The sequence below is a fragment of the Citrobacter sp. Cf087 genome (assembly GCF_030334285.1).
GTDB lineage: Bacteria > Pseudomonadota > Gammaproteobacteria > Enterobacterales > Enterobacteriaceae > Citrobacter > Citrobacter freundii.
Genome location: NZ_JAOWED010000028.1, coordinates 74,219 through 90,667, shown reverse-complemented (window position 1 = coordinate 90,667; position 16,449 = coordinate 74,219). Strand labels below are relative to the sequence as shown.

The following is a 16,449-nucleotide window of genomic DNA, read 5'->3' as shown; positions in this document are numbered from 1 at the left end:
TGTATCAACATCTTAACCAAGATGCGAATTACAGGTATTCTACCTTCGTCACTTCATATTCCACTTCGCCGCCCGGCGTTTTGATAACCACGACGTCATCCTGCTCTTTACCGATAAGGCCACGAGCGATAGGCGAGTTCACTGAAATCAGGTTCTGTTTAAAATCGGCTTCATCATCGCCGACAATACGCCAGGTCTGCTCTTCATCGTTATCGAGATTCAACACGGTAACCGTCGCGCCGAAAACAACGCGGCCATTGTTCGGCATTTTAGTAACGTCGATTACCTGCGCGTTGGACAGTTTAGCCTCGATATCTTTAATGCGTCCTTCGCAGAAACCCTGCTGTTCGCGCGCCGCGTGATACTCCGCGTTCTCTTTCAGGTCACCGTGCTCACGCGCTTCAGCGATAGCGGCAATAATTTCAGGACGGCGCACAGATTTCAGAAAATCCAGCTCTTCGCGCAGTTTTTCAGCACCACGTAAGGTCATCGGGATAGCTTGCATTTGTTATACCTCTTGAACATTCCTGTAGGGGGCAGTTGCTCTCACCCCGGCTGCTAAGCCCACCCTGGCGAATGTCATGCCAGAGTCAGAAGCAAAAAAATACCGACCCGGGGCTCAAGGTCCCAGGTCAGCTACAATTCTCTATTTGATGATCATTTTACCCTGGAGTTCCTTATGGGTCATCGTTTACTTTTTGGGGCGTTGCGCCGTAGTATGACGGCCTGTTTCCAGGTTGTTAGCGCGAGATTATGCGATTTTCCAGATTTACCATCGGATTGACTGCCAGTATAGCGTTCAGTGTTCAGGCTGCGAACGTCGACGAGTATATCAATCAGCTCCCTGCCGGGGCCAACCTCGCCCTTATGGTACAGAAGGTTGGCGCACCTGCACCCGCTATTGATTTTCATAGCCAGCAGATGGCGCTGCCGGCCAGTACCCAGAAAGTGATCACCGCGCTGGCGGCATTGATTCAGCTCGGGCCTGACTTTCGTTTTACCACTACGCTTGAGACTAAAGGCAACGTGGAAGGCGGCGTATTGAAAGGTGACTTAGTGGCACGATTTGGTGCTGATCCGACGCTAAAACGCCAGGATATTCGCAATATGGTGGCAACCCTGAAAAAATCAGGCGTGACGCAAATTGCCGGAAATGTCCTGATCGACACCTCTATTTTCGCCAGTCATGATAAAGCGCCCGGTTGGCCCTGGAACGACATGACGCAGTGTTTTAGCGCACCGCCCGCAGCGGCTATTGTCGATAGAAACTGTTTCTCGGTTTCACTCTACAGCGCGCAAAAACCCAACGATCTCGCCTTTATTCGCGTGGCCTCTTATTACCCGGTCACCATGTTCAGTCAGGTGCGTACTCTCGCCCGAGGTTCTGCGGAAGCGCAATATTGTGAACTGGATGTGGTTCCCGGCGATCTCAACCGCTATACGCTGACCGGATGCCTGCCCCAACGAGCCGATCCGCTGCCGCTGGCGTTCGCCATTCAGGACGGAGCCAGCTATGCCGGGGCGATTATCAAAGATGAGCTAAAACAAGCAGGTATCACCTACAGCGGTACGCTGCTGCGCCAGACGCTGGTCAACGAGCCGGGAACGGTGGTCGCCAGTAAGCAGTCAGCGCCACTGCATGACCTGCTTAAGATTATGCTGAAAAAATCGGACAACATGATTGCCGATACCGTTTTCCGTATGATTGGTCATGTCCGATTTAACGTGCCAGGCACCTGGCGGGCGGGTTCTGATGCCGTACGCCAGATTTTGCGTCAGCAGGCGGGCGTTGATATCGGCAACACCATTATTGCCGACGGTTCAGGCCTCTCCCGGCATAACCTGATTGCCCCGGCAACCATGATGCAGGTGCTGCAATATATCGCTCAACACGATAACGAGCTGAACTTTATCACTATGCTGCCTCTGGCGGGGCACGACGGCTCCCTGCAATACCGTGCGGGTCTGCATCAGGCTGGTGTGGATGGCAAAGTATCGGCGAAGACAGGTTCGCTGCAAGGAGTCTATAACCTTGCCGGCTTCATTACCACGGCAAGCGGCCAACGCATGGCATTCGTGCAGTATTTGTCTGGTTATGCGGTAGAGCCGGCTGACCAGCGTAATCGCCGTATTCCGTTGGTGCGCTTCGAGAGCCGGTTGTACAAGGATATTTATCAGAACAATTAGATGGGTAGTTTGATTGCCGGATGGTGGCACTAACGTGCCTTATCCGGCCTACAGAGAAACCTGAAAACAATAACCCCGGCAACTTGGCCGGGGTTTTTCATGCGATTAACGCTTGTAGATGAACTCGACGCCTTCGTCGTCTTCTTCGTCCCAATCGTCATCCCAGTCATCTTCCGCTTCGTCTTCGACTTCAGCGAGCTGCTGGCGGTGATAATCATCCCACATGAACTCAACTTTCTCTGGCTGTTTCGCTTCTTCAGCCTGAACAATCGGGTTCTCGATGATAAAGGTCATCACATCCCAGCAAAGATCCTTCACGCCCAACTGGCTGGCGGCAGAGATCAGGTAATATTTACCTTCCCAGCCCAGCGCTTCGGCGATCGCTTTCGCTTTCTCTTCCGCTTCAGCCTTGTCCATCAAATCAATTTTGTTGAACACTAACCAGCGCGGTTTAGATGCCAGATCCTGACTGTATTTTTCCAGTTCGCCAATAATGATACGGGCGTTTTCTACCGGATCGGAACCGTCAATCGGATCGATATCGATGAGGTGCAGCAACACGCGGCAACGTTCCAGATGCTTCAGGAAGCGGATACCCAGGCCTGCGCCTTCAGCCGCACCTTCAATCAGACCCGGAATGTCGGCAACCACGAAGCTCTTTTCGTTGTCCATACGCACCACGCCCAGGCTCGGCACCAGGGTGGTGAACGGATAATCAGCGACTTTCGGCTTCGCCGCAGATACTGCACGGATAAACGTCGATTTCCCGGCGTTTGGCATACCCAGCATACCCACGTCTGCCAGCAGCATCAGCTCCAGCATCAGATCGCGCTTATCACCCGGCGTACCCATTGTTTTCTGACGCGGAGTACGGTTAACCGATGATTTGAAACGGGTGTTGCCCAGACCATGCCAGCCGCCTTTAGCGACCATCAGACGCTGACCGTGTTTGGTCATGTCGCCCATGGTTTCGCCCGTGCCCTGATCGATAACACGCGTACCAACAGGCACTTTAATCGTGACGTCTTTGCCACGCTTACCGGTGCAATCACGGCTCGCGCCATTCTGACCACGTTCCGCACGGAATGATTTTTCAAAACGGTAATCGATTAGTGTGTTCAGGTTTTCGTCGGCTTCCAGCCAAACGTCACCACCGTCACCACCATCACCACCGTCCGGACCGCCTTTTGGGATGTACTTTTCGCGGCGGAAGCTGACGCAACCATTACCGCCATCACCTGCAACGACCAGAATCGATGCTTCATCAACAAACTTCATTTTACTCTCCGTAAATCATTCGCCTGAGCGGGGTTGCGAAACCACCGTTTCATGCTTACGTAAACCGCCCCAAAATCGATGACCAATGGCGGAATACATCGCGCCCGCAACCACGATAAACGCACCGAGATAACCTAATAGGTTTAGCATCGGTCTGGCGAAGAAATCGGGCCAGGCCAGTGATAATAAATCTGAAAATAACAACGTAAACAGCGGTGTGAGCGTGATAATAGCGCTCACCTGCGCCGCCTGCCAACGCGCCATCGCTTCCGCAAGAGCGCCGTATCCTACCAGCGTATTCAGGCCGCAGAATACCAGGCATGCCAGTTGCCAGTCGCTGAGCTGCGTGATGACACCGGGTTTAGCCAGCGGCAACAACGCAATCGTACATAAAGTGTACAGTAAAAACAGGATCTGCGGTGATGCCAGGCGGCGCAATAACACCTTTTGCGCGACCCCATAGCTCACCCAAACCATCGCCGCACCGACACCAAAGATAACGCCCCAGGTGTAATCGGTGAGTCGGGTAAAAATTTCGATCAGACTGGTATTAAAAAACAGGACCAGGCCGCTCAGAAGCATAATGGCGCCAATCACCTGCGTGCCGCGCATCTTTTCTTTCAGGATAAAGACGCTGGCGATCATCATACCAACCGGTGACAACTGACCGATAACCTGCGAAGCCGTTGGGCTCAAATACTGCAAGGATGAACTAAACAGAATGAAGTTACCGAACAGCCCACCGGTTGCGATAGCCAGCAACACCAGCCAACGCGCTTTGCGAAAAATACGCAATGGAGGGAGCTTTTTTTTAACCGCAAGAATAGCGCCAAGGCCAACGCTTGCCATTAAAAAACGGTAGAACACCACGGTAGGAGGCTCCATCACCTCCAGCACTTGCTTCATTGCTATTGGCAAAGCCCCCCAACATACTGCCGTTGTGAGTGCTAACAGAATACCAATGCCTGCCTGTTGCTTCATGCCGTATTCCCTGCAAGGGCTCGTTTCCGGGTTGTCACGGCGTGACGAGCGTATTTACCGGCCGTCGAATGTAAAAAGCCCCGCAACGTGTTGCGGGGCTTTTATCCGTTACCGGGACGCGAAAAACTTATTCAGCAACGATGCTGATGAATTTACGGTTTTTCGGGCCTTTCACTTCAAATTTCACTTTACCGTCTGCTTTAGCAAACAGAGTGTGGTCTTTGCCGCAACCAACGTTAGAGCCAGCGTGGAATTTAGTACCACGTTGACGAACGATGATGCTACCAGCCAGAACTGTTTCACCGCCGAAGCGTTTTACGCCCAGACGTTTAGCTTCTGAATCGCGACCGTTACGAGTCGAGCCGCCAGCCTTTTTATGTGCCATTTAATCTGCTCCCCTTAACTTAAGCGCTGATGCCAGTGATTTTCACATCAGTGAACCACTGACGATGGCCCTGCTGCTTACGGTAGTGTTTACGACGACGAAACTTAACAATTTTAACTTTCTCGCCACGACCGTGAGCAACAACTTCAGCTTTGATAACGCCGCCATCAACGAAAGGAACGCCGATTTTGACTTCTTCACCGTTTGCGATCATCAGAACTTCTGCGAATTCAACAGATTCGCCAGTTGCGATGTCCAGCTTTTCCAGGCGAACGGTCTGACCTTCGCTTACTCGGTGTTGTTTACCACCACTTTGGAAAACCGCGTACATAAAAAACTCCGCTTCCGCGCACACCTTTTTGATGATTCAGAGTGCGCTATAAATATTCACAATAGGGCGCGAATATTACGCAAAACGCGAGCCTTTGACAAGTGCTACCGTCAATACATGAAGAAAAAAAACACAACACGTACGGTAACGTTTATCTACGGCGTTTTTTCAGTACAATCAGCATATATTTATAACCCTAAACCCGACGTTACCTTCTCATACAGTAAGGTAATCGGGGCGAGAAGCCCGGCTTTTGCGATGAATTTAGAAAAAATCAATGAGTTAACCGCGCAAGATATGGCGGGGGTCAATGCGACAATCCTTGAACAGCTCAATTCTGACGTTCAGTTGATCAATCAACTGGGGTACTACATCGTTAGCGGTGGCGGAAAACGCATTCGCCCAATGATCGCCGTCCTCGCAGCGCGGGCCGTTGGTTACCAGGAAAATGCGCACGTTACGATTGCGGCCCTCATCGAGTTTATCCACACAGCGACCCTGCTGCACGATGATGTTGTGGATGAGTCAGACATGCGCCGTGGGAAAGCTACGGCAAATGCGGCGTTTGGTAATGCGGCCAGCGTGCTGGTTGGCGATTTTATCTATACCCGCGCATTTCAGATGATGACCAGCCTTGGCTCGTTGAAAGTGCTGGAAGTCATGTCGAAAGCAGTCAACGTCATCGCCGAAGGTGAAGTCTTGCAGCTGATGAACGTCAACGACCCAGACATCACCGAAGAAAACTATATGCGCGTCATCTACAGTAAGACGGCGCGGTTGTTTGAAGCGGCAGCCCAATGTTCAGGCATTCTGGCTGGCTGTAGCGAAGAACAAGAAAAAGGGTTGCAGGATTATGGCCGTTATCTCGGTACAGCTTTCCAGTTAATTGACGATTTGCTGGATTACAGCGCAGATGGCGAGCAGTTGGGTAAAAACGTCGGTGATGACCTCAACGAGGGTAAACCTACGCTGCCGCTGCTGCATGCCATGCGCCACGGTACTCCAGAACAAGCGCAAATGATCCGCCAGGCCATTGAGCAAGGTAATGGTCGTCACCTTCTGGAGCCGGTTCTGGAAGCGATGAACGCCTGTGGTTCCCTGGAGTGGACGCGCCAACGTGCAGAAGAAGAGGCAGATAAGGCCATCGCTGCGTTGCAGGTGCTGCCTGATACGCCGTGGAGAGAAGCGCTGATTGGTCTGGCACATATCGCCGTACAGCGCGACCGTTAATTCCCTACAGCATCCTCCCTCATCCCGTGCTCTGCACGGGATTTTTTTATAAGTTCTAGTAACCCCCCCACTCTCCTCCGGATAATCACGCAGAACCTTGGCATATTCTGAATATACAGACACTTTACATGAACATTTTAGAACATTCGTTCTTCGGGCGTTATAGTGTCGCCACAACCGATCGTGGAACCGTAAGTCGTTAACCAAAGGAGAGATGAATTTATGGAAAACAAGCTGATTGACTGGCATCCGGCCGACATCATCGCCGGACTGCGCAAGAAAGGGACCTCAATGGCCGCTGAATCACGTAAAAATGGATTGAGTTCATCAACGCTGGCAAATGCGTTAACGAGACCATGGCCAAAAGGTGAGTTGATTATCGCCCGGGCACTGGGAACTGATCCCTGGGTGATTTGGCCGTCACGCTATCACGATGCCAAAACGCATGAGTTCATCGACAGAACGCGGATGATGAGGAGTCGCAGAGAGAAAAAGAATCCGGAATGAACATTGAGCTGTAACCCCCGGCCAACTGAACTGGGGGTTACAAGAGACGTTGACGATTACTCGCCTTTCACGCGCTCAATGTTTGCGCCCAGCGCACGCAGTTTATCTTCGATGCGCTCATAGCCGCGATCGATGTGATAAATACGATCGACCACTGTTGTACCTTCAGCAATACAACCTGCCAGCACTAAACTTGCAGATGCACGCAGATCGGTCGCCATAACCTGTGCGCCTGAGAGTGTTTCCACGCCGTGGCAAATCACGGTATTGCTTTCGATTTCTGCGTGAGCGCCCATACGGCTCAGCTCAGGCACGTGCATAAAGCGGTTCTCAAACACGGTTTCCGTGATGAAGCCGGTCCCTTCTGCCACCAGGTTCAGCAGCGTGAACTGGGCCTGCATATCGGTAGGGAACGCCGGATGCGGCGCAGTACGCACATTAACCGCTTTCGGACGTTTGCCGTGCATATCAAGGCTGATCCAGTCGTCGCCGACTTCGATATCCGCACCCGCATCACGCAGTTTCGCCAGAACGGCATCCAGTGTGTCCGGTTGTGCATTACGGCAGATAATTTTGCCACGAGAAATTGCCGCCGCCACCAGGAAGGTACCGGTTTCGATGCGGTCTGGCAGAACGCGATACACACCGCCGCCGAGACGCTCAACGCCTTCGATGGTAATACGATCGGTGCCCTGGCCAGTGATCTTCGCGCCCAGCGCAATCAGGAAGTTCGCGGTATCCACAATCTCCGGCTCGCGCGCAGCGTTTTCGATGATGGTGGTGCCTTCGGCAAGCGTTGCTGCACACATGATGGTGACAGTCGCACCGACGCTCACTTTGTCCATGACAATATGCGCGCCTTTCAGACGGCCATCAACGGACGCTTTCACATAGCCTTCTTCCAGCTTGATAGTCGCGCCTAACTGCTCCAGACCGGTAATGTGCAGGTCCACCGGACGCGCGCCGATGGTGCAGCCGCCCGGCAGCGAAACCTGGCCCTGACCAAAGCGGGCAACCAGCGGCCCGAGCGCCCAAATGGATGCACGCATGGTTTTCACCAGATCGTACGGCGCACAGAAGACGTTCACATCACGCGCATCAATGTGCACGGAACCATTACGCTCAACTTTCGCACCCAACTGGCTCAACAGCTTCATTGATGTGTCAACGTCCTTCAGTTTCGGGACGTTTTGGATCTCTACAGGTTCTTCAGCCAGCAGCGCCGCAAACAGGATCGGCAGTGCGGCGTTTTTAGCGCCTGAAATTGTGACTTCGCCCTGGAGCTTGGTTGGCCCCTGAACACGAAATTTATCCATTATTCTGTTCTCTGTTTAGAATTTATCTTCGCTACCGGCACATCACCCGTAGCTCAAAAACCGTTAAGTTTGCGATCGCGCGCCCATTCCGCTGGGGTAAACGCCTTAATCGACACGGCATGAATGCGGTTGTCCGCAATGTACTCCATCAACGGGCCATAGACCGATTGCTGCTTCTTGACCCGGCTCATGCCTTCAAACATCTCACCCACGGCAATAACCTGAAAGTGACTGCCGTCGCCAGAAACGTGGACTTCCTGGAGGGAGAGTGCATTCATCAGCACGCTCTGAATTTCATTATTTTCCATGGGCTCTTCATTCGTCAGATAGTGAAAACAGCCCAACATCTTAGAGCAAAGTGGCGCTGTCATAAATAAGCAAAAAGCCTCGCTGATAAATCAGACAAGGCTTTAGTGGCAGATCCCCCTCAGGGGTTTTGCCGGATAGCGGCACAAGACCTTATCCGGCCTGGAAAAATTAACGCGGAAGGACGTCGTCAGGCAAATTGTAAAGCTGCGCCAGCGTGTACACTTTATCGTTAACACCAGTGAGCGAAACGCTGTTTCCCTGCTGCTTGCCTTGATTAATCAGATGCAACAGTAACGCCAGACCGCCGGTATCTACCCGGGATACCTGGTTCAGATCGATGCAGGATACCCCTTTCATCGCCTCAATTCGCGCATCCCATAAGGGATTTAACACGTCCTGATCCAGTTCTCCCACCAGCACCAGCTTGTCGCCTTCGCGCGTCCAGGTGAGTGACTGCGTCATTATTTTTTCTCTTCCAGAGTGATTTTCTGCTGAGAAATAGATTTCAGCTGTGCCGTCAGGCCATCAATACCTTTGGTACGCAGCAGGTCGCTCCACTCATTTTGTTTGGTGGTGATCATACTTACGCCTTCGGCGATCATGTCATACGCCTGCCAGTTACCGGTCTGGGAGTTTTTACGCCACTGGAAATCCAGACGTACCGGAGGACGACCGTTTGGATCGATGATGGTTACGCGGATAGGTACGATGGTCGCATCACCCAACGGCTGCTCAGGGGCAATCTGATAGGTCTGGCCGTGGTACATCGCCAGTGCCTGGCCGTAAGCCTGCTTCAGATATTCACGGAATGCAGCAAAATAGGCTTCACGTTGGGCAGGAGTCGCATCTTTGTAGTAGCGGCCCAGCACCAGCGCGCCGGCATACTTAACCTGCACATAAGGCAGCAGTTCCTGATCGACGACCTGACGCAGGTAATCGGGGTTGGAACGGATTTTTGGTTGCTCGTTCTTCAGACGGTCAAAGGTCTTTTGCGCCGCCTCATCCATCAGTTTGTACGGGTTAGTCTGGTCTGCTGCGGTTGCCGCGCTAAGTGGAGCAATCACCAGCATAGCCACCATCATCAATCGTTTAAACATACGTCGATTCTCCTGATATTATTTCGTTGCGCCCGCAGGCGTAGTGGCTTCATTATTGCCTTCAGTTGCGGCTGGCGCATCGCCAGAATTCTTATTGTCATCACCTTTGCTGTTGCTGTTGTAAAGGAACTGACCAATCATATCTTCCAGCACCATCGCGGATTTCGTGTCCTGAATCGTACCGCCATCTTTGAGGATAGACGTTCCCAGCTCAGGATCTTCAAAACCCACGTTCAATGCCAGATACTGTTCGCCCAGCAGACCGGAAGTACGGATGCTCAGAGAACTGGTGTCAGGAATATGGTTAAAACGCGATTCGATTTCCAGCGTCACGCGCGGCAGGTACGTTTTCGGATCTAACGAGATGTCCGATACGCGTCCAACTACCACCCCGCCAATCCGCACCGGAGAACGCTCTCTCAGGCCGCCGATATTATCAAAGGTCGCATAAATCGTGTAAGTCGGTTCAGTACGCATTGAGGTAACGTTCGCCGCCTTCAGGCAGACAAACAGCGCAGCCAGCAGCGCAACCAGCAGGAATAACCCGACCCAAATTTCATTTTTTTTCGTTTGCATGAACTCAATTCCCAAACATCAGTGCGGTCAGCACAAAATCCAGCCCCAGAACGGCAAGAGAGGCGTGCACAACGGTGCGTGTCGTTGCCCGGCTAATCCCGGCAGAGGTCGGGATCGCATCATAACCATTGAACAATGCAATCCAGGTGACCGTAATGGCGAACACCACGCTCTTAATCAGACAGTTGACCAGGTCCAGACGCCAGTCGACGGCATTTTGCATAGCCGACCAGAAAAAGCCCGCATCAATACCCTTCCAGCTTACGCCAACCAGTGAACCACCCCAGATCCCCACGGCGACAAATATAATCGTTAGCAGCGGCAATGAAATGACACCGGCCCAAAAACGCGGAGAGATCACCCGGCGCAGTGGATCGACGGCCATCATTTCCAGGCTGGAAAGCTGCTCGGTCGCTCTCATCAGGCCAATCTCTGCAGTTAAGGCCGATCCGGCCCGCCCGGCAAACAGCAGCGCCGCAACAACCGGCCCCAGCTCACGTAACAATGACAGCGCCACCAACATACCGAGGCTGGTTTCCGCACTGTAGGTCGTCAGCACCAGGTATCCCTGCAATCCCAACACCATACCGATGAATACGCCTGACACAATAATGATCAGCATCGATAAGACACCGACATTATAAAGCTGGCGTATCAGCAGCGGCGCATGTTTGCGAAACTCCGGTTTGCCGACAACCGCATTGAACAACATTAATCCGGCTCGCCCGAACGTCCTGAGGGTTTTTATTCCTCGATGTCCGAGTGATGCCAGCGCATTTAACAACATGGGTGGCTTAACTCCCTGTTTAGAGTAAATCGATATGGTAGTCACCCGCCGGGTAACGGAACGGAACCGGTCCATCGGCAATGCCGTCAAGGAACTGGCGTACGCGCGGATCGGCATTTTCTTGTAGTGCCTGAGCACTACCGTAGGCCACTATTTTTTTGTCCGCCATTATATAGGCGTAATCCGCAATACTCAGTACTTCAGGCACATCATGGGATACCACCACACAGGTGACACCCAGCGCACTGTTCAGTTCTGAAATCAACTTCACCAGCACGCCCATGGTGATGGGATCCTGACCGACGAACGGCTCATCAAACATAATGAGGTCAGGCTCCAGCGCGATAGCACGCGCTAACGCAGCGCGGCGCGCCATCCCACCGGATAATTCAGAAGGCATTAATTTGGCCGCACCCCGCAGGCCGACCGCCTCGAGCTTCATCATCACCGTGCTCTTCAGCAACGGCGCTGGCAACGTCGTATGCTCGCGCAGAGGGTACGCAACGTTGTCAAACACATTCATGTCGGTAAATAGCGCACCTGACTGAAACAGCATACTCATGCGCTTACGCACGGTAAATAAACGCGAACGGGACATGGCCGGGACGTTCTCACCGTCAAACAGAATCTCGCCCTTATCCGGTGAGATCTGTCCGCCAATCAGACGCAACAGCGTCGTTTTGCCGATGCCTGATGGCCCCATGATTGCCGTCACCTTACCGCGCGGTACCGTCAGGGAAATATTATCAAAGATGCAGCGGTCGCCCCGGGAAAAGCTGACATCGCGCATATCGACTAGATTCGCCACAGACTGCCCCATTGATTCATCCTTTACTATTGCCTTGTTGATCGAAGAGTTTGGCGCTCAATTTAGCCCTGAACTCAACATATTTACAGATTATTGCCTGTCCTGGTTAGCGAAAGCTGGCATTTGTTTTACTTTTTAGCCGCATAAAGTCAAAATTAAGACTTCGTTACGGCTTCCAGAAGATCCTTCAAGAGGACCGGCGAGTATACCTGAAGAAAGGACTTTAGATGCTTTTAGCGACGGCGCTGTTAATAATTGGTTTACTTCTGGTGGTCTACGGTGCCGACCGTCTGGTATTTGCCGCATCCATTTTATGTCGAAACGTCGGTATTCCACCCATTATCATCGGAATGACCGTGGTCAGCATTGGTACGTCGTTACCCGAGATCATTGTATCCGTTGCCGCATCGATGAATGGGCAACTCGATCTGGCTGTCGGGACCGCCATAGGTTCTAACATCACCAACATTCTGCTTATTTTAGGCCTGTCGGCGCTGATTCATCCTTTTACCGTGCATTCTGATGTTCTGCGTCGTGAATTACCGCTAATGTTGCTGGTAAGTATTTTAGCTGCATCCGTCCTGTATGACGGGCAGTTGAGCCGCAGCGACGGTTTCTTTCTTCTGCTCCTGGCCGTGCTATGGCTGCTATTCATTGTTAAAATCGCTCGTCTGGCCGAGCGACAAGGCAATGACAGCCTGACACGCGAGCAGATAGCTGAGCTGCCGCGCGAAGGCGGGTTACCCGTCGCATTTTTGTGGTTGGGTATTGCGCTGATTATTATGCCTATGGCTACGCGTATGGTGGTAGATAACGCTACCGTACTGGCGAACTATTTCGCCATGAGCGAACTCACCATCGGGTTGACGGTGGTCGCCATTGGTACCAGCCTGCCGGAACTGGCAACGGCGATTGCGGGTCTGCGTAAAGGTGAAAACGATATTGCCGTCGGTAACATTATCGGCGCGAACATTTTTAATATTGTTATCGTCCTCGGGCTACCGGCGTTGATTACGCCGGGCGAAGTCAATCCGATGGCCTTCGTCCGGGACTACAGCGTCATGCTGCTGGTGAGCGTTATTTTTGCATTACTCTGCTGGCGACGTCCGCGCCAGATTGGTCGCGGCGCGGGCGCGCTGCTGACCGGCGGTTTTATCATATGGCTGGCGATGCTGTATTGGTTATCGCCACTTCTCGTTGGATAACTGGAAACGCATTATGTCGCACTTAGAGTTGCAACCGGGTTTTGACTTTCAGCAAGCAGGCAAGGAAGTCCTGGCAATTGAACGTGAAGGCCTGGCGGAGCTTGATCAGTACATCAACCAAAATTTTACCCTGGCATGCGAGAAAATATTCAGTTGCCCGGGCAAAGTCGTGGTGATGGGAATGGGGAAATCCGGCCATATCGGGCGGAAAATGGCAGCCACATTTGCCAGCACCGGCACCCCCTCATTTTTTGTACACCCAGGCGAAGCCGCACATGGCGATCTGGGTATGGTCTCGCCGCAGGATGTGGTCATCGCCATCTCTAACTCCGGTGAATCCAATGAGATAGCGGCGCTGATCCCGGTATTAAAACGTCTTCATGTACCGCTTATCTGCATGACCGGTCGTCCGGAAAGCAGTATGGCGCGTGCAGCAGATGTGCATCTGTGTGTTAAAGTGCCCAAGGAAGCTTGTCCGTTAGGCCTGGCGCCGACCAGCAGCACGACAGCAACACTGGTGATGGGCGATGCCCTTGCGGTGGCATTATTAAAAGCGCGCGGCTTTACCGCGGAAGATTTTGCGTTGTCTCATCCCGGTGGTGCACTGGGCCGTAAGCTTTTACTGCGCGTTAACGATATTATGCATACGGGCGACGAGATCCCGCATGTAACCAAAAACGCCAGCCTGCGTGACGCCTTAATTGAGATCACGCGTAAAAATCTCGGCATGACCGTCATTTGCGATGATGCCATGAAGATTGACGGTATTTTCACCGATGGTGATTTACGTCGTGTCTTCGATATGGGCGTTGATGTACGCCAGTTAGGCATTGCCGATGTGATGACCCCTGGAGGCATTCGCGTGCGTCCGGGTATTCTTGCCGTCGATGCCCTGAACTTAATGCAGTCCCGCCATATCACCTCGGTAATGGTTGCTGATGGCGACCAGTTACTCGGTGTGTTACATATGCATGATCTGCTACGTGCAGGTGTAGTGTAAGAAACTCAAGGATAACGAAAATGAGTAAAGCAGGTGCGTCGCTTGCGACCTGTTATGGACCCGTCAGCGCAGACGTTATCACCCGGGCAGAAAACATCCGTTTGCTGATCCTGGATGTGGATGGCGTACTGTCTGATGGTCTGATTTATATGGGCAACAACGGTGAAGAGCTGAAGGCTTTTAACGTCCGCGATGGTTACGGAATTCGCTGTGCGCTCACTTCCGGTATTGAGGTTGCCATTATTACCGGACGAAAGGCTAAACTTGTAGAAGATCGCTGTGCCACTTTGGGGATCACCCACCTGTATCAGGGGCAGTCAGACAAACTGGTTGCCTTTGGCGATCTCCTTAGCAAACTGGCGATCGCACCGGAGAATGTCGCCTACGTTGGCGATGACCTGATCGACTGGCCGGTGATGGCACAAGTGGGATTGAGTGTCGCGGTGGCAGATGCCCACCCTTTGCTGATCCCGCGGGCCGATTATGTCACCCGTATTAATGGGGGACGTGGCGCTGTGCGTGAAGTCTGCGATTTATTACTCCTGGCGCAGGGCAAACTGGACGAGGCCAAAGGGCAATCGATATGAGCAAAACCAGACGTTGGGTTATCATTCTACTGTCGCTGGCTGTCCTTGTGATGATTGGTATTAATCTGGCAGACAAAGAGGACACCGCTCAGGTCGTCGTCAATAACAACGAGCCAACCTATAAGAGCGAACATACTGATACCGTCGTGTATAGTCCGGAAGGCGCGCTGAGCTATCACTTGATCGCACAACACGTTGAATATTATTCGGAACAAGCGGTTTCGTGGTTTACTCAACCAGTATTAACCACATTTGATAAGGATAAAGTACCGACCTGGACGATCAAGGCCGATAAAGCCAAATTGACCAACGATCGGATGCTGTATCTGTACGGCCATGTTGAGGTTAACGCCCTGGTGCCTGACTCTCAACTACGCAGAATTACGACCGATAACGCGCAGATTAACCTGGTGACACAAGATGTCACTTCCGATGATCTGGTGACGTTGTATGGCACAACATTTAACTCCAGCGGACTGAAGATGCGCGGCAACTTACGCAGCAAGAACGCCGAGCTGATTGAAAAGGTTAGAACCTCATATGAAATCCAAAACAAACAAACTCAGCCTTAATCTTGTACTTGCCAGCTCACTTCTGGCCGCCAGCATTCCGGCATTTGCCGTCACCGGCGATACCGAGCAGCCGATTCACATTGAGTCGGACCAGCAGTCCCTGGATATGCAGGGCAACGTGGTAACGTTTACTGGCAACGTGATTGTGACTCAGGGCACCATCAAAATTAACGCCGATAAAGTCGTCGTGACCCGTCCTGGCGGCGAAGACGGCAAAGAAGTGATTGACGGCTATGGCAATCCAGCGACGTTTTACCAGATGCAGGACAACGGTAAACCGGTTAAAGGCCGCGCCTCGCAGATGCACTATGAACTGGCGAAAGACTTTGTCGTGCTAACCGGCAAGGCGTATCTGGAACAGCTCGATAGCAACATCACGGGCGATAAGATCACCTATCTGGTAAAAGAGCAGAAAATGCAGGCCTTCAGCGATAAAGGCAAACGCGTCACCACCGTTCTGGTTCCGTCGCAGTTGCAGGACAAAAACAAGGCTCCGGCAGAGAAAAAAGGTAACTGATTCGTTATGGCAACATTAACTGCAAAGAACCTTGCAAAAGCCTATAAAGGCCGTCGTGTGGTGGAAGATGTCAGTCTGACCGTCAACTCCGGGGAGATCGTCGGTCTGCTCGGTCCTAACGGTGCAGGCAAGACAACAACCTTTTACATGGTGGTCGGCATTGTCCCGCGCGATGCGGGTAACATTATCATTGATGACGAAGACATCAGCCTGCTGCCTCTGCATGCGCGCGCGCGTCGCGGCATCGGCTACTTACCGCAGGAAGCATCGATTTTCCGTCGCCTGAGCGTGTTTGATAACCTGATGGCGGTACTGCAAATTCGTGACGATCTGACCAGCGAGCAGCGGGAAGATCGCGCCAACGAGCTGATGGAAGAATTCCACATCGAGCACCTGCGTGACAGTATGGGGCAGTCGCTCTCCGGTGGTGAACGACGCCGCGTGGAGATCGCCCGCGCACTGGCCGCTAATCCGAAATTTATCCTGCTGGATGAACCGTTTGCCGGTGTTGACCCGATTTCCGTTATTGATATCAAACGGATCATCGAACACCTGCGCGACAGCGGCCTTGGCGTGCTGATTACCGACCATAACGTCCGCGAAACGCTGGCTGTGTGTGAGCGCGCCTATATCGTGAGTCAGGGGCACCTGATCGCGCACGGCACGCCAACAGAAATACTGCAGGATGAGCACGTTAAGCGCGTATACCTTGGGGAAGACTTCAGACTCTGATAGGGTAGAAGACTTCACGTCACCGCAGGAGAAAACAACTCTGA

At 52.5% G+C, this 16,449-nt stretch carries 21 protein-coding genes; 9 read left to right on the top strand and 12 right to left on the bottom strand.

What is annotated here, in order from left to right; translation table 11 throughout:
• Window positions 1-28 precede the first annotated feature (28 nt).
• Window positions 29-505 carry a transcription elongation factor GreA gene (gene greA, locus OGV57_RS08870; RefSeq protein ID WP_003025019.1) on the bottom strand — a complete coding sequence of 159 codons (477 nt, stop codon included), beginning with the start codon at window positions 503-505 and terminating at the stop codon, window positions 29-31.
• Window positions 506-753: 248 nt separating this feature from the next.
• Here greA and dacB point away from each other — a divergent pair, with 248 nt between their 5' ends.
• Window positions 754-2,187, top strand: a complete 1,434-nt coding sequence (gene dacB, locus OGV57_RS08865; protein ID WP_003839958.1) for a serine-type D-Ala-D-Ala carboxypeptidase — start codon at window positions 754-756, stop codon at window positions 2,185-2,187.
• 105 nt (window positions 2,188-2,292) lie between these two features.
• Here the strand turns inward: dacB and cgtA are convergent, their stop codons facing one another.
• From cgtA to rplU, 4 genes are all read right to left on the bottom strand, one after another.
• On the bottom strand, window positions 2,293-3,465 hold the full coding sequence (cgtA, locus tag OGV57_RS08860) for an Obg family GTPase CgtA (RefSeq protein WP_003025024.1): 1,173 nt from the start codon (window positions 3,463-3,465) through the stop codon (window positions 2,293-2,295).
• A gap of 15 nt (window positions 3,466-3,480) precedes the next feature.
• Window positions 3,481-4,446, bottom strand: a complete 966-nt coding sequence (locus tag OGV57_RS08855; RefSeq protein ID WP_054528827.1) for a DMT family transporter — start codon at window positions 4,444-4,446, stop codon at window positions 3,481-3,483.
• A 127-nt stretch (window positions 4,447-4,573) separates the two neighbouring features.
• Window positions 4,574-4,831: a 50S ribosomal protein L27 gene (gene rpmA / locus OGV57_RS08850; protein ID WP_003025030.1), complete on the bottom strand. Its 258-nt coding sequence runs from the start codon at window positions 4,829-4,831 to the stop codon at window positions 4,574-4,576.
• Between the two features lie 19 nt (window positions 4,832-4,850).
• Window positions 4,851-5,162 carry a 50S ribosomal protein L21 gene (rplU, locus tag OGV57_RS08845; RefSeq protein ID WP_003025032.1) on the bottom strand — a complete coding sequence of 104 codons (312 nt, stop codon included), beginning with the start codon at window positions 5,160-5,162 and terminating at the stop codon, window positions 4,851-4,853.
• Between the two features lie 258 nt (window positions 5,163-5,420).
• On the opposite strand from rplU, the gene ispB reads away from it, so the two are divergent.
• Window positions 5,421-6,392 (top strand): octaprenyl diphosphate synthase, encoded by a 972-nt coding sequence (gene ispB / locus OGV57_RS08840; RefSeq protein ID WP_003025033.1) that lies wholly within the window; start codon window positions 5,421-5,423, stop codon window positions 6,390-6,392.
• 222 nt (window positions 6,393-6,614) lie between these two features.
• Window positions 6,615-6,899, top strand: coding sequence for a DNA-binding transcriptional regulator SfsB (gene sfsB, locus OGV57_RS08835; protein ID WP_003839952.1), 285 nt, complete (start codon window positions 6,615-6,617; stop codon window positions 6,897-6,899).
• Between the two features lie 56 nt (window positions 6,900-6,955).
• Here the strand turns inward: sfsB and murA are convergent, their stop codons facing one another.
• The 7 genes from murA to mlaF form a co-directional block, all read right to left on the bottom strand.
• The gene (gene murA, locus OGV57_RS08830) at window positions 6,956-8,215 is read right to left on the bottom strand and encodes a UDP-N-acetylglucosamine 1-carboxyvinyltransferase (protein WP_003839949.1); all 1,260 of its coding nucleotides are present in this window, start codon (window positions 8,213-8,215) and stop codon (window positions 6,956-6,958) included.
• A 53-nt stretch (window positions 8,216-8,268) separates the two neighbouring features.
• A complete protein-coding gene (gene ibaG / locus OGV57_RS08825; RefSeq protein WP_003025040.1) occupies window positions 8,269-8,523 on the bottom strand; it encodes a BolA family iron metabolism protein IbaG in 255 nt (84 codons plus the stop codon).
• Between the two features lie 169 nt (window positions 8,524-8,692).
• A complete protein-coding gene (gene mlaB, locus OGV57_RS08820) occupies window positions 8,693-8,986 on the bottom strand; it encodes a lipid asymmetry maintenance protein MlaB (RefSeq protein WP_003025045.1) in 294 nt (97 codons plus the stop codon).
• A complete protein-coding gene (gene mlaC, locus OGV57_RS08815; RefSeq protein WP_003025047.1) occupies window positions 8,986-9,621 on the bottom strand; it encodes a phospholipid-binding protein MlaC in 636 nt (211 codons plus the stop codon). Before mlaC ends, mlaB begins: the two co-directional genes overlap by 1 nt.
• A gap of 18 nt (window positions 9,622-9,639) precedes the next feature.
• A complete protein-coding gene (mlaD, locus tag OGV57_RS08810; RefSeq protein WP_003025050.1) occupies window positions 9,640-10,197 on the bottom strand; it encodes an outer membrane lipid asymmetry maintenance protein MlaD in 558 nt (185 codons plus the stop codon).
• 4 nt (window positions 10,198-10,201) lie between these two features.
• On the bottom strand, window positions 10,202-10,984 hold the full coding sequence (gene mlaE / locus OGV57_RS08805; protein ID WP_003025053.1) for a lipid asymmetry maintenance ABC transporter permease subunit MlaE: 783 nt from the start codon (window positions 10,982-10,984) through the stop codon (window positions 10,202-10,204).
• Window positions 10,985-11,003: 19 nt separating this feature from the next.
• Window positions 11,004-11,804: a phospholipid ABC transporter ATP-binding protein MlaF gene (gene mlaF / locus OGV57_RS08800; protein WP_003025057.1), complete on the bottom strand. Its 801-nt coding sequence runs from the start codon at window positions 11,802-11,804 to the stop codon at window positions 11,004-11,006.
• Between the two features lie 215 nt (window positions 11,805-12,019).
• On the opposite strand from mlaF, the gene OGV57_RS08795 reads away from it, so the two are divergent.
• The 6 genes from OGV57_RS08795 to lptB are packed head-to-tail and all read left to right on the top strand — an operon-like array spanning window position 12,020 to window position 16,405.
• Window positions 12,020-12,997, top strand: coding sequence for a calcium/sodium antiporter (locus OGV57_RS08795; RefSeq protein WP_003839941.1), 978 nt, complete (start codon window positions 12,020-12,022; stop codon window positions 12,995-12,997).
• Between the two features lie 13 nt (window positions 12,998-13,010).
• A complete protein-coding gene (gene kdsD, locus OGV57_RS08790) occupies window positions 13,011-13,997 on the top strand; it encodes an arabinose-5-phosphate isomerase KdsD (RefSeq protein WP_003025063.1) in 987 nt (328 codons plus the stop codon).
• A gap of 20 nt (window positions 13,998-14,017) precedes the next feature.
• Entirely contained in the window at window positions 14,018-14,584 is a 567-nt protein-coding gene (gene kdsC / locus OGV57_RS08785) for a 3-deoxy-manno-octulosonate-8-phosphatase KdsC (RefSeq protein ID WP_003025065.1), read from the top strand.
• Window positions 14,581-15,156 carry an LPS export ABC transporter periplasmic protein LptC gene (gene lptC / locus OGV57_RS08780; protein ID WP_003025068.1) on the top strand — a complete coding sequence of 192 codons (576 nt, stop codon included), beginning with the start codon at window positions 14,581-14,583 and terminating at the stop codon, window positions 15,154-15,156. Before kdsC ends, lptC begins: the two co-directional genes overlap by 4 nt.
• Complete coding sequence (lptA, locus tag OGV57_RS08775; protein ID WP_003025070.1) at window positions 15,125-15,673, top strand: lipopolysaccharide ABC transporter substrate-binding protein LptA; 549 nt, start codon at window positions 15,125-15,127, stop codon at window positions 15,671-15,673. The genes lptC and lptA overlap by 32 nt, the downstream gene beginning before the upstream one ends.
• 6 nt (window positions 15,674-15,679) lie before the next feature.
• Window positions 15,680-16,405 (top strand): LPS export ABC transporter ATP-binding protein, encoded by a 726-nt coding sequence (gene lptB, locus OGV57_RS08770; protein WP_003025073.1) that lies wholly within the window; start codon window positions 15,680-15,682, stop codon window positions 16,403-16,405.
• Window positions 16,406-16,449 lie beyond the last annotated feature (44 nt).

What these genes read in the sequence shown, in the direction of transcription:
- mlaF (WP_003025057.1), bottom strand. Translation starts at nt 11,804, where the DNA reads ATGGGGCAGTCTGTGGCGAATCTAGTCGATATGCGCGATGTCAGCTTT.
- rpmA (WP_003025030.1), bottom strand. Translation starts at nt 4,831, where the DNA reads ATGGCACATAAAAAGGCTGGCGGCTCGACTCGTAACGGTCGCGATTCA.
- ibaG (WP_003025040.1), bottom strand. Translation starts at nt 8,523, where the DNA reads ATGGAAAATAATGAAATTCAGAGCGTGCTGATGAATGCACTCTCCCTC.
- sfsB (WP_003839952.1), top strand. Translation starts at nt 6,615, where the DNA reads ATGGAAAACAAGCTGATTGACTGGCATCCGGCCGACATCATCGCCGGA.
- mlaC (WP_003025047.1), bottom strand. Translation starts at nt 9,621, where the DNA reads ATGTTTAAACGATTGATGATGGTGGCTATGCTGGTGATTGCTCCACTT.
- kdsC (WP_003025065.1), top strand. Translation starts at nt 14,018, where the DNA reads ATGAGTAAAGCAGGTGCGTCGCTTGCGACCTGTTATGGACCCGTCAGC.
- murA (WP_003839949.1), bottom strand. Translation starts at nt 8,215, where the DNA reads ATGGATAAATTTCGTGTTCAGGGGCCAACCAAGCTCCAGGGCGAAGTC.
- cgtA (WP_003025024.1), bottom strand. Translation starts at nt 3,465, where the DNA reads ATGAAGTTTGTTGATGAAGCATCGATTCTGGTCGTTGCAGGTGATGGC.
- greA (WP_003025019.1), bottom strand. Translation starts at nt 505, where the DNA reads ATGCAAGCTATCCCGATGACCTTACGTGGTGCTGAAAAACTGCGCGAA.
- mlaB (WP_003025045.1), bottom strand. Translation starts at nt 8,986, where the DNA reads ATGACGCAGTCACTCACCTGGACGCGCGAAGGCGACAAGCTGGTGCTG.
- mlaD (WP_003025050.1), bottom strand. Translation starts at nt 10,197, where the DNA reads ATGCAAACGAAAAAAAATGAAATTTGGGTCGGGTTATTCCTGCTGGTT.
- lptB (WP_003025073.1), top strand. Translation starts at nt 15,680, where the DNA reads ATGGCAACATTAACTGCAAAGAACCTTGCAAAAGCCTATAAAGGCCGT.
- dacB (WP_003839958.1), top strand. Translation starts at nt 754, where the DNA reads ATGCGATTTTCCAGATTTACCATCGGATTGACTGCCAGTATAGCGTTC.
- lptA (WP_003025070.1), top strand. Translation starts at nt 15,125, where the DNA reads ATGAAATCCAAAACAAACAAACTCAGCCTTAATCTTGTACTTGCCAGC.
- ispB (WP_003025033.1), top strand. Translation starts at nt 5,421, where the DNA reads ATGAATTTAGAAAAAATCAATGAGTTAACCGCGCAAGATATGGCGGGG.
- rplU (WP_003025032.1), bottom strand. Translation starts at nt 5,162, where the DNA reads ATGTACGCGGTTTTCCAAAGTGGTGGTAAACAACACCGAGTAAGCGAA.
- lptC (WP_003025068.1), top strand. Translation starts at nt 14,581, where the DNA reads ATGAGCAAAACCAGACGTTGGGTTATCATTCTACTGTCGCTGGCTGTC.
- kdsD (WP_003025063.1), top strand. Translation starts at nt 13,011, where the DNA reads ATGTCGCACTTAGAGTTGCAACCGGGTTTTGACTTTCAGCAAGCAGGC.
- mlaE (WP_003025053.1), bottom strand. Translation starts at nt 10,984, where the DNA reads ATGTTGTTAAATGCGCTGGCATCACTCGGACATCGAGGAATAAAAACC.
- OGV57_RS08855 (WP_054528827.1), bottom strand. Translation starts at nt 4,446, where the DNA reads ATGAAGCAACAGGCAGGCATTGGTATTCTGTTAGCACTCACAACGGCA.
- OGV57_RS08795 (WP_003839941.1), top strand. Translation starts at nt 12,020, where the DNA reads ATGCTTTTAGCGACGGCGCTGTTAATAATTGGTTTACTTCTGGTGGTC.